Raw genomic sequence first — 14967 nt, forward strand, 5'->3', positions numbered from 1 at the left:
CCCGACCGGGGATACCCCACAAATGGGGTATCCCCGGTTGGTCGTTCCAAGGGGAGTACTGTCGCCGGTAAGGTGGCCTGCACTGCCCACTTTCACCGGGTGCGCACAGCGGGCACTCGGAACGGCAGTTGACCGTTGTTAAGTCGTTGTTCTGTTGGAACCTCAAGACCATCACCCTTGACGCAGTTGCGCGGGGGTCGCAGGAGGCACCGTGCTCACCGCGTTCGCCCGGGCGTTCAGGACGCCCGACCTGCGCAAGAAGCTGCTCTTCACGCTCGGCATCATCGTGGTGTACCGGGTCGGTACGCACATCCCGATCCCGGGCGTCGACTACAAGTACGTCCAGCAGTGCGTAAGCGAGGCCTCCGGCAACCAGGGCCTCTTCGGGCTGGTCAACATGTTCAGCGGTGGGGCGCTGCTGCAGATCACGGTCTTCGCGCTCGGGATCATGCCGTACATCACGGCGAGCATCATCCTGCAGCTGCTGACCGTGGTGATCCCGCGCCTGGAGGCCCTCAAGAAGGAGGGCCAGGCCGGCACGGCCAAGATCACTCAGTACACCCGCTACCTGACCGTGGCGCTCGCCATCCTGCAGGGCACCGGCCTGGTGGCCACCGCCCGCAGCGGCGCCCTGTTCTCCGGCTGCACGGTCGCCAGCCAGATCGTCCCGAACCGGGAGATCTTCACGACGATCACCATGGTCGTCTGCATGACCGCCGGTACCTGTGTGGTCATGTGGCTCGGCGAGCTGATCACCGACCGCGGCATCGGCAACGGCATGTCGATCCTGATGTTCATCTCGATCGCCGCGACCTTCCCGTCCGCGCTGTGGGCCATCAAGAAGCAGGGCACCCTGGCCGGTGGCTGGATCGAGTTCGGCACCGTGATCCTCGTCGGCCTGGTCATGGTCGGTCTGGTCGTCTTCGTCGAGCAGGCCCAGCGCCGCATCCCGGTGCAGTACGCCAAGCGCATGATCGGGCGCCGGTCCTACGGCGGTACGTCCACGTACATCCCGCTCAAGGTCAACCAGGCGGGTGTGATTCCCGTCATCTTCGCGTCGTCGCTGCTCTACATCCCGGCGCTGGTCGCGCAGTTCTCCGGGGGCAACTCGGGCTGGAAGCAGTGGGTACAGCAGAATCTGACCAAGGGTGACCACCCGATTTACATCACTCTGTACTTCTTGCTCATCGTTTTCTTCGCGTTCTTCTACGTGGCGATCTCCTTCAACCCCGAGGAAGTCGCCGACAACATGAAGAAGTATGGTGGCTTCATCCCGGGCATCCGGGCTGGCCGACCGACCGCTGAGTACCTGTCGTACGTGCTCAACCGGATCACCTGGCCGGGTTCGCTGTATCTGGGTCTGATCGCTCTCGTACCGACGATGGCGTTGGTTGGCTTCGGGGCAAGCCAGAACTTCCCGTTCGGCGGGACCAGCATCCTGATCATCGTGGGTGTCGGTCTTGAGACGGTGAAGCAGATCGAGAGCCAGCTCCAGCAGCGCAATTACGAAGGGTTCCTCCGCTGATGCGAATCGTCCTCGTCGGGCCGCCGGGCGCCGGTAAGGGTACGCAGGCCACGCGCCTGGCCAAGGAGCTGGGCATCCCGCACATCTCCACGGGCGACCTCTTCCGCGCGAACATCAGCCAGCAGACGGAGCTCGGCAAGCTCGCGAAGTCCTACATGGACGCCGGCAACCTCGTGCCGGACGAGGTGACCATCGCGATGGCCAAGGACCGCATGGAGCAGCCGGATGCCGAGGGCGGCTTCCTGCTGGACGGCTTCCCGCGCAACGTGAAGCAGGCCGAGGCGCTGGACGAGCTGCTGGACTCCGAGGACATCAAGCTCGACGCGGTGCTGGACCTGGAGGTCCCGGAGGAGGAGGTCGTCAAGCGGATCGCCGGCCGGCGGATCTGCCGCAACGACTCCAGCCACGTCTTCCACGTGTCGTACAGCCCCGCGAAGAAGCAGGGCGTGTGCGACGTCTGCGGCGGTGAGCTGTACCAGCGGGACGACGACTCCGAGGACACCGTCCGCAAGCGGCTGGAGGTCTACCACAGCCAGACGGAGCCGATCATCGACTACTACAAGGCGCAGGGTCTCGTGCAGACGATCCCGGCCATGGGCGCCGTGGACGAGGTCACGCGCCGGTCGCTGGACGCGCTCAAGCGCGAGGACGGCAAGTAGTCCCACGTCGGTCGCAGCCGCGGTTCCCGGAGCGGGGGCCGCGGCTGCGTCGTGGGGCCCCGCCCGCCGGCACGCATGCCCCCGACTTGCGCGGGCTGACTGCCCGTATCGTTGGAAGCGTCCGTCCCCTCCCCGGTCCCAGAAAGGCCGTAGCCCCCATGGTGCAGATCAAGACCCCCGAGCAGATCGCCAAGATGCGTGCGGCGGGCCTGGTCGTCGCTGCCATCCACGCGGCCACCCGGGAGGCGGCCGTGCCCGGGGCGACCACCAGGGATCTGGACGAGGTGGCGCGCAAGGTGCTCGCGGAGCACAACGCCAAGCCGAACTTCCTGGGCTACGGCGGCTTCCCCGCGACGATCTGCACCTCCGTCAACGAGGTCGTGGTCCACGGCATCCCGTCCGACGACGTCGTCCTCAAGGACGGCGACATCATCTCCATCGACTGCGGCGCGATCATCGACGGCTGGCACGGCGACGCCGCCTACACCGCCTTCGTGGGGTCGGGTCACGCTCCGGAGCTCGTCGAGCTGTCCCGGGTGACCGAGGAGTCGATGTGGGCCGGCATCGCTGCCATGAAGCAGGGCAACCGGCTGGTCGACATCTCGCGCGCCGTCGAGACCTACATCCGCCGGCAGCCCAAGCCGGGCGGCGGCCGGTACGGGATCATCGAGGACTACGGCGGCCACGGCATCGGTACCGAGATGCACATGGACCCGCATCTGCTGAACTACGTCGACCGGCGGCGCGGCAAGGGCCCCAAGCTGGTCACGGGCTTCTGCCTCGCGATCGAGCCGATGGTCTCCCTGGGCACCCCGAAGACGCGGGTCCTGGAGGACGACTGGACCGTGATCACCACGGACGGCACCTGGTCCTCCCACTGGGAGCACTCGGTCGCCCTCACCGAGGAAGGCCCCCTGGTCCTCACCGCCCCCGACGGCGGCAAGGCGAAGCTCGCCGAGCACGGCATCACCGCCGCGCCGGACCCGCTCGCCTGACGGCGTCCCGCCGTCCCTGCCCTGCTCGCATAATGATCTCCGGCGTGGGGCAGGATTCTTCGATTCGTCTTTCCGGGTGCGCTGACGTAGACTGACTCGTCGACTCTCGTGCACCCGCATGTCCGCATGCGCCCGTAAGGGACGCGGGGGAGTCGATCAAGGTAGTCGATTCGAAGGGCGAAGAGTGGCCAAGAAGCAAGGTGCCATCGAGATCGAGGGCACTGTCGTCGAGTCTCTGCCGAACGCCATGTTCAAGGTCGAGCTCCAGAACGGCCACCAGGTCCTGGCACACATCAGCGGCAAGATGCGCATGCACTACATCCGCATCCTCCCTGACGACCGGGTCGTGGTGGAGCTGTCTCCGTACGACCTGACGCGTGGCCGGATCGTCTACCGCTACAAGTAGATCTTGCCCGCACCCCGCACTCGTGGGGTACGCACTCCGCTTCCGCGGGGTGGTGGCACTGACCCGGAGAACCTCACATCCCATGAAGGTCAAGCCGAGCGTCAAGAAGATCTGCGACAAGTGCAGGGTGATCCGCCGTCACGGCCGGGTCATGGTCATCTGCGAGAACCCGCGCCACAAGCAGCGCCAGGGCTGACGCACGACCGCACCCTCTGCACGGTTCGCAGAGATTCGCGCGACGCAAGCTGAACAGTTCATACGCAGAACCCGAGCCAAACGGCTCGATACCCCCGGTTCGGAGGCCGGGGACCCAGTTCGTACCTGGTACGGCGGCTGGGAGCCGGTTCTGTGGAAGACCTCCGAAGATCAACTGGAGCCATTGAATGGCACGCGTTTCCGGTGTTGACATCCCGCGCGAAAAGCGCGTGGAGGTCGCCCTCACCTACGTGTTCGGCATCGGCCGGACACTCTCGCAGCAGACGCTGGCCGAGACCGGCATCGACCCGAACACCCGCGTTCGCGACCTGAGCGAAGAGCAGCTCGTCGCGATCCGCGAGTACGTCGACAACAACATCAAGACCGAGGGTGACCTCCGTCGCGAGATCCAGGCCGACATCCGCCGCAAGGTCGAGATCGGCTGCTACCAGGGTCTGCGTCACCGCCGCGGCCTGCCCGTCCGCGGTCAGCGCACCAGCACCAACGCCCGCACCCGCAAGGGCCCGCGTCGCGCCATCGCCGGCAAGAAGAAGCCGGGCAAGAAGTAGTCCGCAGCGGACACCTGTCCACGGTCTTCGCTGTAGGACCGACCACCTCCCGTAGGAGTTAGTAGATGCCCCCCAAGGGACGTCAGGGCGCTGCCAAGAAGGTGCGCCGCAAGGAAAAGAAGAACGTCGCTCACGGCCACGCGCACATCAAGAGCACGTTCAACAACACCATCGTTTCGATCACGGACCCGTCCGGCAACGTGATCTCCTGGGCCTCCGCCGGCCACGTCGGCTTCAAGGGCTCCCGGAAGTCCACGCCGTTCGCCGCGCAGATGGCCGCCGAGTCGGCTGCCCGCCGCGCCCAGGAGCACGGCATGCGCAAGGTCGACGTGTTCGTCAAGGGCCCGGGCTCCGGTCGTGAGACCGCGATCCGCTCCCTGCAGGCCACGGGCCTCGAGGTCGGCTCCATCCAGGACGTCACCCCGACCCCGCACAACGGCTGCCGTCCGCCGAAGCGCCGCCGCGTCTGACGCACGGCCGCTTCGCGAGAGCGCGGTTTCGGGCGGTACGGCACCGTAAAAGGGCCGTACCGCCCGTACCCTTGCAGTATCCGCACTTCTCACGGGTGCGGTTTCCGTCGGACGTCAAATAGCGGGCGTCCACGAAAGAAGGATCTGATCCACACATGCTGATCGCTCAGCGACCCTCGTTGACCGAAGAGGTCGTCGACGAGTTCCGCTCCCGGTTCGTGATCGAGCCGCTGGAGCCGGGCTTCGGCTACACCCTCGGCAACTCCCTCCGCCGTACGCTCCTGTCGTCGATCCCCGGCGCTGCTGTCACCAGCATCCGCATCGACGGCGTCCTGCACGAGTTCACCACCGTGCCGGGCGTCAAGGAGGACGTCACCGACCTGATCCTCAACATCAAGCAGCTGGTCGTCTCCTCGGAGCACGACGAGCCGGTCGTGATGTACCTGCGCAAGCAGGGCCCGGGTCTGGTCACCGCCGCCGACATCGCGCCCCCGGCCGGTGTCGAGGTGCACAACCCCGACCTGGTCCTCGCCACGCTCAACGGCAAGGGCAAGCTGGAGATGGAGCTGACCGTCGAGCGCGGTCGCGGCTACGTCTCCGCCGTGCAGAACAAGCAGGTGGGCCAGGAGATCGGCCGTATCCCGGTCGACTCCATCTACAGCCCGGTGCTGAAGGTCACGTACAAGGTCGAGGCCACGCGTGTCGAGCAGCGCACCGACTTCGACAAGCTGATCGTCGACGTCGAGACCAAGCAGGCGATGCGTCCCCGTGACGCCATGGCCTCCGCCGGTAAGACCCTGGTCGAGCTGTTCGGTCTCGCCCGCGAGCTGAACATCGACGCCGAGGGCATCGACATGGGTCCGTCCCCGACGGACGCCGCCCTGGCCGCGGACCTCGCTCTGCCGATCGAGGAGCTGGAGCTCACCGTTCGGTCCTACAACTGCCTCAAGCGTGAGGGCATCCACTCCGTGGGTGAGCTCGTCGCCCGCTCCGAGGCCGACCTCCTCGACATTCGTAACTTCGGTGCGAAGTCCATCGACGAGGTCAAGGCGAAGCTGGCCGGCATGGGCCTGGCCCTGAAGGACAGCCCGCCCGGATTCGACCCGACGGCTGCCGCCGACGCCTTCGGCGCCGACGACGACGCGGACGCCGGGTTCGTCGAGACCGAGCAGTACTGAGAGCTCGGGACCGACTGCCGGTTCCTGGGTGCGGGTGCGCTGTGGCTGGTCGCGCAGTTCCCCGCGCCCCTTCCGGGAGCGCCCCTTCGGGGCTGCTCCCGGATCTCCGACGGGCAACCGCCCGCTCGGATACTGACCCCGGTACCTGACACGGCCGGGGCAGACACACAGGAGAAGAAGAATGCCGAAGCCCACCAAGGGTGCCCGTCTGGGCGGCAGCGCCGCGCACGAGAAGCTGCTCCTCGCGAACCTCGCGAAGTCGCTGTTCGAGCACGGCCGTATCACCACCACCGAGGCGAAGGCCCGCCGCCTGCGCCCGTACGCCGAGCGTCTGATCACCAAGGCGAAGAAGGGCGACCTTCACAACCGCCGTCAGGTGCTCCAGGTCATCACGGACAAGGGCGTCGTCCACACGCTCTTCGCCGAGATCGGCCCGCGTTACGAGAACCGTCCGGGTGGCTACACCCGCATCACCAAGATCGGTAACCGCCGTGGCGACAACGCGCCCATGGCCGTCATCGAGCTGGTCGAGGCGCTGACGGTGCAGCAGAAGGCCGTGGGCGAGGCCGAGGCCGCCACCAAGCGTGCGGTCAAGGAGGCCGAGGAGGCCAAGGTCGAGGAGACCAAGGCCGACGAGGTCGTCGAGGACGCGGCTCCGGCCGAGGAGTCCAAGGACGCCTGAGGTCATCCCTCGCGTTGAGCGGGTCCGCCCTTGCGGGGCGGGCCCGCTTTCGCGTACCTGAGAGGATCCCCGTGTGAGTGACGAAGTACAGCCCGGTCATGTCCGTATCCGCCTCGACCTGTCCTACGACGGCACCGACTTCCACGGCTGGGCCAAGCAGGCCGGCGGGCGGCGGACCGTGCAGGGGGAGATCGAGGACGCGCTGCGTACGGTCACGCGCTCCAGGGAGACCTTCGAGCTGACCGTCGCCGGGCGGACCGACGCCGGGGTGCATGCGCGGGGGCAGGTGGCGCATGTGGATCTGCCCGAGGGCGTCTGGCGCGAGCACCACGAGAAGCTGCTCAAGCGGCTCGCCGGGCGGCTGCCGAGGGATGTGCGCGTGTGGGCTCTCAGGGAGGCGCCCAGCGGCTTCAACGCCCGATTCTCCGCCGTCTGGCGCCGGTACGCCTACCGGGTCACCGACAACCCGGGCGGTGTCGATCCGCTGCTGCGCGCCCACGTCCTGTGGCACGACTGGCCGCTCGACGTCGACGCCATGAACGAGGCGGCCCGGCGGCTGCTCGGCGAGCACGACTTCGCCGCGTACTGCAAGAAACGTGAGGGCGCGACCACGATCCGCACGCTCCAGGAGCTGAGCCTGGTGCGCGGCGACGACGGGATCGTCACCGCGACCGTCCGCGCCGACGCCTTCTGCCACAACATGGTGCGCTCGCTCATCGGGGCGCTGCTGTTCGTGGGGGACGGGCACCGCCCGCCGGACTGGCCCGCGAAGGTCCTCGCGGCCGGGGTACGGGACTCCGCGGTGCACGTCGTACGGCCGCACGGGCTGACGCTGGAGGAGGTCGGCTACCCGGCCGACGAACTGCTGGCCGCGCGCAGCAGGGAGGCACGCAACAAGCGGTCGCTGCCGGTGGCGGGCTGCTGCTGAGGCGGCCGGGCGCCGGTGCGGGAAGGGCACGGCGGCCGGCGGTACGGCGCGCGTGCGGCGTGCGGCGTGCGGCGTGCGGCGAGTGACGGTACGGATCGTGCGGACCGGGAACTCGCAGTATCGGCTTCTGCCGACGTCCCTGCGCCGTACCGACGGCGCGGGGCACGCCGTCTTTCGGCCCGCGGCGAGAAAGGCGTACCCATGCGGCTCTCCGTCATCGGCACCGGCTACCTCGGTGCCACCCACGCCGCGCGATCATGGGTGTGCCGTCCTCGGATCGTGGACGGACGGGGGGTGCTCGACCCGGACCGCTGGACCGCGGCGGGCTGGCAGTTCCGGGCGCTGGGCAGATCCGCGCCCGCGGCGGAGGGGTAGGAGAGCATGACGGACCACGAGCCGACGGATCACGAGCCGACGGATCACGGGCTCACGGACCGCAAGGCGTACGGCGATGTGCCGGTCACCGTGGTGATGCCGACGTACAACGAGGCGGCGAACCTGCCGCGGATGGCCGAGGCGGTGCTGGGGCTGCCGCTCGGCGGGCTGCACCTGAAGGTCGTCGACGACTCCAGCCCGGACGGCACCGGGCGGATCGCCGAGGAGATCGCGGAGAAGTACAACGCCGGCACCGGCGGGCGCCGCCGGATGAGCGTGCTGCACCGCACCGAGAAGGACGGGCTGGGCCGGGCGTACACCGCGGGCATGAGCGCCGCGCTGGAGGAGGGCGCCGCCTACGTCGTGCAGATGGACGCCGACGGCAGCCACCCGGTGGAGGCGGTGCCGCGGATGCTGGACACGGCGGTCGCCTCCGGGGCCGGTCTGGTGGTCGGCAGCCGCTACGTCGAGGGCGGCTCGCTGGCCGAGGACTGGGGCGTGCACCGCGTCCTGCTGTCCCGCTTCGCCAACCGTTACGCGCGCACCGTGCTCGGCACGGAGATCAAGGACATCACGGCCGGATTCAACCTCTGGTCGGCGCAGACCCTGCGGGAGATCGATCTGGCCACGCTCGACAGCGCGGGCTACAGCTTCCAGGTCGAGCTGAAGTACCGGGCAGTCCGCGCCGGGCACAGCGCCATGGAGATCCCGATCCGGTTCGAGGAGCGCACCGAGGGTGTCTCGAAGATGACGCTGCGCACCCAGCTGGAGTCGGCGGTGGTGCCGATCAGGCTGCGGCTGAAGAACTGGTAGGGAGCCGGTGGCGGACCGCCGGCCGCCCTACTGGCCGGCCGCCGCGGACGCCTGGGCCTCGCCGCGCCGGCGGATCTGCCGGAACGCGAACTCGGCGAGGTCGTCGCCGGTGCGGAACACCTTGGTGTCCTTGGCCGTCACGTCCTTGCCTTCGGTGAAGCCGGTCAGGGTGAAGTACGCGTAGCGGCCGTAGGCGTTGGTCGTGGAGCGGCAGACGGCGCCGGTGCAGAAGCTCTTGACGCCCTTGCCGGACAGGGGCTCGACGATGCTCTTCTTGTCCGCCTGGCTCTTGGCCTTGGCGGCCTGGGCCTCGGTGTCGAAGACGGCGACACCGACGGTCACCGCGATGTCGTCCTTGACGTAGGTCACACGCATCAGGCGGGTGCAGCCGTTGCCGGTGAGGGCCTTGGCCAGCGTGCCCCGGGAGGCCGAGGCGCAGTTCTTCGTGTCGGCCGTCGGGCCCTTCTTGTACACGATCGAGCCCATGGTCAGCTGCGTGCCCGGGAAGAGCGTCTCCGGGCTGAGCGGAGCGGTGTCCTTCTTCGCGCTGGATATGAATTCCTTCGGGTCCAGCGGGGGCGGGGCGCTGGTGGGCGCGAAGGACGGGGCCGCGGCGGAGTCGCTCGGCAGGGCAGCGCTGGCGGGCAGCTGGGACGCCGGCTGCCCGGATGCGCTGTTCTTGCCGTTCGCGGACACCACGGCCATCGCGACGGCCGCACCGACCCCGATCGTGGCGAGCGCGCCGCCGCCCATGAACAGCAGCCGACGCCTCTTGTTCCGTGTCTCCGACGCCTCGGCGAGCGCGGCCCAGTCAGGGGTCTGATCGCTGCCCCCGCTGCTCCACGGCTGCTGAGAATTCGGTTTCCAGGGATCCCACTGGGACTGCGAGCCCCCCTGCCCATAATTCATGGGGCGCATCTTAGACGGGGGTTGAGCGGTGCTGGTGTGCCCGTGGGGACCGTTCGGTACAGGCCGGCACAATCGGCCCGTCCGGCTACGCTGGACCGGTTGGGAGATTCCCGGGCAGGCAGGGCAGGCCCGGCCCAGGGTCGGCGGGAGCAGCACGGCGCCAGCCGTTTTGACCCGGCCGTGGCGCCGCGGGTATCCTGCATGTTCGTTGTGTATTGGCTTGGCTCTTCTCACGGACCCGGCCCTTACACCGGTCCACCGGGCCGATGACCAGCGACCAGCACGCGGTTTGCGTCACCGCAGTGCAGTCAGGGCTGTCGTGATCGTCTTCGGTGACCTTGTCAGGACCACTCACTGAAGAAGCGAAGGCTACGAACCGTGCGTACGTACAGCCCCAAGCCCGGCGACATCACGCGCCAGTGGCACGTCATTGACGCCCAGGACGTCGTCCTGGGTCGCCTGGCGTCCACCGCCGCCACCCTCCTGCGGGGCAAGCACAAGCCGATCTACGCGCCGCACGTCGACGCTGGTGACTTCGTCATCATCATCAACGCCGACAAGGTGCACCTCTCCGGCAACAAGCGGACCCAGAAGATGGCGTACCGCCACTCCGGCTACCCGGGTGGTCTGCGCTCCGTCCGCTACGACGAGCTGCTCGCCAAGAACCCCGAGAAGGCCATCGAGAAGGCCGTCAAGGGCATGCTCCCCAAGAACACCCTGGGCCGTCAGATGCTCACGAAGCTGAAGGTCTACTCGGGCGACCAGCACCCCCACGCTGCCCAGCAGCCGGTGCCGTTCGAGATCACCCAGGTCGCGCAGTAAGTCCGGCCACCCCCTAAGACTGAAGAGAATCTGAGGAGAATCGTGGCCGAGACCACTGCCGAGCAGCCGCTCGAAGAGCTTGACATCGACAGCTACACCACCGAGTCCGAGGTCCCCGTCGAGGGCGAGTACACCTCGGAGTCCCTGGCCTCCCGCTTCGGCGAGCCGCAGCCGGCCGCCGGCCTGGGCCGCCGCAAGAACGCCATTGCCCGCGTCCGGATCGTTCCGGGCTCCGGCAAGTGGAAGATCAACGGCCGCACCCTCGAGGACTACTTCCCGAACAAGGTGCACCAGCAGGAAGTCAACGAGCCCTTCAAGGTGCTCGAGCTCGAGGGCCGTTACGACGTCATCGCCCGCATCGCGGGTGGCGGTGTCTCCGGTCAGGCCGGTGCGCTCCGTCTCGGTGTCGCCCGCGCGCTGAACGAGGCGGACGTCGACAACAACCGCGGCCCGCTGAAGAAGGCCGGCTTCCTCAAGCGTGACGACCGTGCGGTCGAGCGCAAGAAGGCCGGTCTGAAGAAGGCCCGCAAGGCCCCGCAGTACAGCAAGCGCTAATCACCAGCTGCCTGCACGTACTCCGAACGCCCCGGCGGCACGCCACTGTGCCGCCGGGGCGTTCGTTTATCAAAGAGTTTGGGCGTATAACGGCACAAGACGCTCAGAGGCTGGTGTGATCGGATGTTCAGGTATCGAATGCCTGGGATGCGGGAGCCGCAAGCGCATCGAGAACATCGAAACTCAGTGAACACGCGCTGAACGCATCGGCACGGGATTTCGAACTGACGCTTCCTCAGGAGGACAAGTGGGACGACTCTTCGGCACGGACGGCGTGCGCGGCGTCGCCAACGCGGACCTGACGGCCGAGATGGCGATGGGCCTCTCCGTCGCCGCGGCGCACGTACTGGCCGAGGTGGGCACCTTCGAGGGCCACAAGCCGACGGCGGTCGTCGGCCGGGATCCTCGCGCCTCCGGGGAGTTCCTGGAGGCCGCCGTGGTCGCCGGTCTGGCGAGCGCGGGCGTGGACGTACTGAACGTCGGTGTGCTTCCGACGCCCGCTGTGGCGTACCTCACCGGCGCCCTCGGTGCCGACCTGGGCGTGATGCTGTCCGCGAGCCACAACGCCATGCCCGACAACGGCATCAAGTTCTTCGCCCGTGGCGGCCACAAACTCGCCGACGAGCTGGAGGACCGGATCGAGTCCGTCTACGCGGAGCACCGCACCGGTGCCCCCTGGGACCGCCCGACCGGGGCGGGCGTGGGCCGGGTCCGGACCTACGACGAGGGCTTCGACCAGTACGTCAACCACCTGCTCAAGGTGCTCCCGAACCGCCTCGACGGTTTGAAGATCGTCCTCGACGAGGCGCACGGCGCGGCCTCCCGGGTCTCGCCCGAGGCCTTCACGCGAGCCGGTGCCGAGGTCGTCACGATCGGTGCCGAGCCGGACGGCCTCAACATCAACGACGGCTGCGGCTCCACCCACCTGGACAAGCTGAAGGCGGCCGTCCTCGAGCTGGGTGCCGACCTCGGCATCGCGCACGACGGTGACGCCGACCGCTGCCTGGCCGTGGACCACACCGGCGACGAGGTCGACGGGGACCAGATCCTGGCCGTGCTCGCGCTGGCGATGCGGGAGCGTTCCGCACTGCGCTCCGACACCGTCGTCGCGACCGTGATGTCGAACCTGGGCTTCAAGCTGGCCATGGAGCGCGAGGGCATCCGCCTGGTGCAGACCGCGGTCGGCGACCGCTACGTCCTGGAGGAGATGAAGCAGCACGGCTTCGCCCTCGGCGGCGAGCAGTCCGGCCACGTCATCGTCCTGGACCACGCCACCACCGGCGACGGCACGCTGACCGGTCTGATGCTGGCCGCCCGGGTCGCGGAGACCGGACGCACGCTGCGGGACCTGGCGTCGGTGATGGAGCGGCTGCCCCAGGTGCTGATCAACGTCCCCGACGTGGACAAGTCGCGGGTGAAGACCTCCGCGGACCTGGCCGCGGCGGTCGCCGAGGCGGAGCAGGAACTGGGGGAGACCGGGCGGGTGCTGCTGCGGCCGTCCGGCACCGAGCCGCTGGTGCGCGTGATGGTCGAGGCGGCCGACATCGACCAGGCGCGGTCGGTGGCGGGGCGGCTGGCCGATGCGGTGAAGTCGGCGCTGGGCTAGTGTCCTGCGCCTGAAGTCCGTCGGTAGATCTGCCTCGTCTCGGTGATCGGATTCACGCTGCCGACCAGGCGCGTTGACCGTCCGCGGCGCAGCCGGAACTGCCTGGGAACTTCCGGCGCAGGACACTAGGGGGTGGGGAGCCGGCCGCCGTGCGCCGTTGGGCGTGGGGGTTCCGCCGGCCGCGGGCTGCGGGTCGTCCGTGGTCGGCCGCGCAGCTCCCCGCGCCCCTCTTCGCCTCGTGCTCGGCGTCCTTCCGGCGGCCCGGCCCGCGCTCCCTACAGCTTGCGCAGGCTCAGTCGCTGGACCTTGTGGTCCGGGCCCTTGCGCAGGACGAGGGCGGCGCGGCCGCGGGTGGGGGCGATGTTCTCCACCAGGTTCGGCTTGTTGATGGTGCGCCACATCGTGCGGGCGTAGTCGAGGGCCTCGTCCTCCGCCACCTGCGTGTACTTGCGGAAGTACGAGGAGGGGTCCTGGAAGGCGGTGTCGCGCAGCTTGCGGAACCGGTTGAGGTACCACTGCTCGATGTCCTCGGTGCGCGCGTCGACGTAGACACTGAAGTCGAAGTAGTCGGCGAGGCCGACCCGGGTGCGGCCGTCCTTGCCGGGCAGGGCGGGCTGGAGGACGTTGAGGCCCTCGACGATCAGGATGTCCGGGCGGCGCACGCTGAGCTTCTCGCCGGGGACGATGTCGTAGATCAGGTGGGAGTAGACGGGGGCGGTGACCTCGTCCTTGCCGGCCTTGATGTCGGCGACGAAACGGGTGAGGGCGCGCCGGTCGTACGACTCGGGGAAGCCCTTCCGTGACATCAGGCCCCGGGCCTCCAGCTCCCGGGTGGGCAGCAGGAAGCCGTCGGTCGTCACCAGCTCCACGCGCGGGTGCTCGGGCCAGCGGGAGAGCAGGGCCTGGAGCAGTCGGGCGACGGTGGACTTGCCGACCGCGACCGAGCCGGCGACCCCTATGACGAACGGGGTCCCGGACTGGGAGCCCTGCTCGCCGAGGAAGGTGTTCAGCGCGCCGCGCAGGCCGTCGGTGGCGCCGATGTAGAGGTTGAGCAGCCGGGACAGCGGGAGATAGATGTCCCGCACCTCGTCGAGGTCGATGACGTCACCGAGGCCGCGCAGCCGCTCGACCTCCTCGGCGGAAAGCGGCAGCGGCGTCTTGTCGCGCAGCGCGCTCCACTCGGCGCGGGTGAGGTCGACGTAGGGAGTCGCCTCCGGCCTGGACCGGTGGGCGCTCCGGGGCATCGAGGAGACCGGAGAGATCACAGTTCATTGTTAACGGAGTTTGAACGGGGCGGGAGGTGGGCTCCGTCACGCCCGCGACGGACGACGTCCAAGATCACGTAGGTGTCACGGTCGGATACCGGGTGGTAATTTCGTGATCAACTGTGTGGCGGCTGTCTCTAAAGTGCGTGCAAAGCGCTGGAAAAGCCTTCGCGCCCTCAAGAGAAAGAGCTGCTTCCTTGAGACCCACCGTCCTTCGCCGCGCCGCGTTCACCGCCACGTCGGTCGCCGCCCTCGCCCTGCTCGCCACCGCCTGTGGTGGCTCGTCCGGCGGTACTGACAAGGGCGGCGACGGCAAGACGGCCCAGGCCGGCAAGACCGCCACCGCCGCGCCCGCCAGGGCGCTGAGCGCCGCCGAGTTGGAGAAGGCCGCGCTGACCCAGGCGGACGTCAAGAGCGGCAAGCTCACCACCAAGGTTCCGGCGCGGGACGACGTCGCGCAGGACAAGGTGAAGGCGGACGACGCGGTCTGCGCCCCGCTCGCCCACCTCCAGGCCGGCACCTACGTCGGCAAGCCCTCGGCGACGGTGAAGCGGTCGTGGGTGGGCGACGCGAAGAAGCCCGCGGCCGGTGCCGGTGCGGAAGGCGCCGTGATGGCCGGCCTCGACCGGGCCAAGGTGCTGGAGACGCTCGCCGCTTACCCGGACGGCGGCGCCGAGCAGGCGATGAAGGACCTGGAGGCGGCCGCGCAGAAGTGCGCCGGCGGGTTCACCTACACGGTCACCGGCACCAGGAACGAGTTCGTGAAGGTGACCACCACTCAGGCGCCCGGCGGAGCGGACGACGCGCTCGCCCTGACGCTGACCATGGACGCCGGAGAGGTCAAGGCGCCGGTGAAGGCCGTCGTCGTCCGCAAGGGCGCCACCCTCGCCTACTTCCCCGCCATCAACCTCTTCTCCGCCGCCACCGGCAAGGACTTCGGCTTCCCCGCGGAGCTCGTCCAGGCCCAGCTCGTCAAGCTCGGCTGACCCCCGTTCCCACCGGGGGCGCCCCGTAC

The 14967-nt window shown here is 68.7% G+C and carries 18 protein-coding genes; 16 read left to right on the forward strand and 2 right to left on the reverse strand.

Annotation, left to right across the window (positions count from 1 at the left end; genetic code table 11):
- Positions 1-211 precede the first annotated feature (211 nt).
- The 12 genes from secY to AB0A61_RS03935 all read left to right on the forward strand — a co-directional run bounded on the left by secY (position 212) and on the right by AB0A61_RS03935 (position 8795).
- On the forward strand, positions 212-1525 hold the full coding sequence (secY, locus tag AB0A61_RS03880; RefSeq protein ID WP_361285574.1) for a preprotein translocase subunit SecY: 1314 nt from the start codon (positions 212-214) through the stop codon (positions 1523-1525).
- Complete coding sequence (locus AB0A61_RS03885; protein ID WP_361285577.1) at positions 1525-2184, forward strand: adenylate kinase; 660 nt, start codon at positions 1525-1527, stop codon at positions 2182-2184. Before secY ends, AB0A61_RS03885 begins: the two co-directional genes overlap by 1 nt.
- A gap of 158 nt (positions 2185-2342) precedes the next feature.
- A complete protein-coding gene (gene map, locus AB0A61_RS03890) occupies positions 2343-3179 on the forward strand; it encodes a type I methionyl aminopeptidase (RefSeq protein WP_361285580.1) in 837 nt (278 codons plus the stop codon).
- 184 nt (positions 3180-3363) lie between these two features.
- Positions 3364-3585 (forward strand): translation initiation factor IF-1, encoded by a 222-nt coding sequence (infA, locus tag AB0A61_RS03895; RefSeq protein WP_003948620.1) that lies wholly within the window; start codon positions 3364-3366, stop codon positions 3583-3585.
- An 82-nt stretch (positions 3586-3667) separates the two neighbouring features.
- Positions 3668-3781: a 50S ribosomal protein L36 gene (rpmJ, locus tag AB0A61_RS03900; RefSeq protein WP_003998809.1), complete on the forward strand. Its 114-nt coding sequence runs from the start codon at positions 3668-3670 to the stop codon at positions 3779-3781.
- Positions 3782-3968: 187 nt separating this feature from the next.
- Entirely contained in the window at positions 3969-4349 is a 381-nt protein-coding gene (rpsM, locus tag AB0A61_RS03905) for a 30S ribosomal protein S13 (protein WP_020135802.1), read from the forward strand.
- 65 nt (positions 4350-4414) lie between these two features.
- Entirely contained in the window at positions 4415-4819 is a 405-nt protein-coding gene (gene rpsK / locus AB0A61_RS03910; protein WP_003956432.1) for a 30S ribosomal protein S11, read from the forward strand.
- Positions 4820-4974: 155 nt separating this feature from the next.
- Positions 4975-5997 carry a DNA-directed RNA polymerase subunit alpha gene (locus AB0A61_RS03915; protein ID WP_003966937.1) on the forward strand — a complete coding sequence of 341 codons (1023 nt, stop codon included), beginning with the start codon at positions 4975-4977 and terminating at the stop codon, positions 5995-5997.
- A gap of 181 nt (positions 5998-6178) precedes the next feature.
- Complete coding sequence (gene rplQ, locus AB0A61_RS03920; RefSeq protein ID WP_361285583.1) at positions 6179-6679, forward strand: 50S ribosomal protein L17; 501 nt, start codon at positions 6179-6181, stop codon at positions 6677-6679.
- A gap of 73 nt (positions 6680-6752) precedes the next feature.
- Positions 6753-7607 (forward strand): tRNA pseudouridine(38-40) synthase TruA, encoded by an 855-nt coding sequence (gene truA, locus AB0A61_RS03925; RefSeq protein WP_361285586.1) that lies wholly within the window; start codon positions 6753-6755, stop codon positions 7605-7607.
- Between the two features lie 201 nt (positions 7608-7808).
- Complete coding sequence (locus AB0A61_RS03930; protein WP_361286274.1) at positions 7809-7982, forward strand: hypothetical protein; 174 nt, start codon at positions 7809-7811, stop codon at positions 7980-7982.
- A 96-nt stretch (positions 7983-8078) separates the two neighbouring features.
- Complete coding sequence (locus tag AB0A61_RS03935) at positions 8079-8795, forward strand: polyprenol monophosphomannose synthase (protein ID WP_361286231.1); 717 nt, start codon at positions 8079-8081, stop codon at positions 8793-8795.
- Between the two features lie 27 nt (positions 8796-8822).
- Here AB0A61_RS03935 and AB0A61_RS03940 read toward each other — a convergent pair whose 3' ends face one another.
- Positions 8823-9704, reverse strand: a complete 882-nt coding sequence (locus AB0A61_RS03940; RefSeq protein WP_361285589.1) for a hypothetical protein — start codon at positions 9702-9704, stop codon at positions 8823-8825.
- 378 nt (positions 9705-10082) lie between these two features.
- Here AB0A61_RS03940 and rplM point away from each other — a divergent pair, with 378 nt between their 5' ends.
- From rplM to glmM, 3 genes are all read left to right on the forward strand, one after another.
- Positions 10083-10526, forward strand: coding sequence for a 50S ribosomal protein L13 (gene rplM, locus AB0A61_RS03945; protein WP_361285592.1), 444 nt, complete (start codon positions 10083-10085; stop codon positions 10524-10526).
- A gap of 42 nt (positions 10527-10568) precedes the next feature.
- Positions 10569-11081 carry a 30S ribosomal protein S9 gene (gene rpsI / locus AB0A61_RS03950; protein ID WP_093905249.1) on the forward strand — a complete coding sequence of 171 codons (513 nt, stop codon included), beginning with the start codon at positions 10569-10571 and terminating at the stop codon, positions 11079-11081.
- A 247-nt stretch (positions 11082-11328) separates the two neighbouring features.
- Entirely contained in the window at positions 11329-12687 is a 1359-nt protein-coding gene (gene glmM / locus AB0A61_RS03955; protein ID WP_361285595.1) for a phosphoglucosamine mutase, read from the forward strand.
- Positions 12688-12962: 275 nt separating this feature from the next.
- Here the strand turns inward: glmM and coaA are convergent, their stop codons facing one another.
- Positions 12963-13952, reverse strand: a complete 990-nt coding sequence (gene coaA, locus AB0A61_RS03960; protein ID WP_361285598.1) for a type I pantothenate kinase — start codon at positions 13950-13952, stop codon at positions 12963-12965.
- Positions 13953-14149: 197 nt separating this feature from the next.
- On the opposite strand from coaA, the gene AB0A61_RS03965 reads away from it, so the two are divergent.
- A complete protein-coding gene (locus AB0A61_RS03965; protein ID WP_361285601.1) occupies positions 14150-14938 on the forward strand; it encodes a hypothetical protein in 789 nt (262 codons plus the stop codon).
- The last annotated feature ends 29 nt before the right edge of the window (positions 14939-14967 follow it).

It is taken from the genome of Streptomyces sp. NPDC046197, assembly GCF_040646295.1.
In the GTDB taxonomy this organism is placed as follows: Bacteria; Actinomycetota; Actinomycetes; order Streptomycetales; family Streptomycetaceae; genus Streptomyces.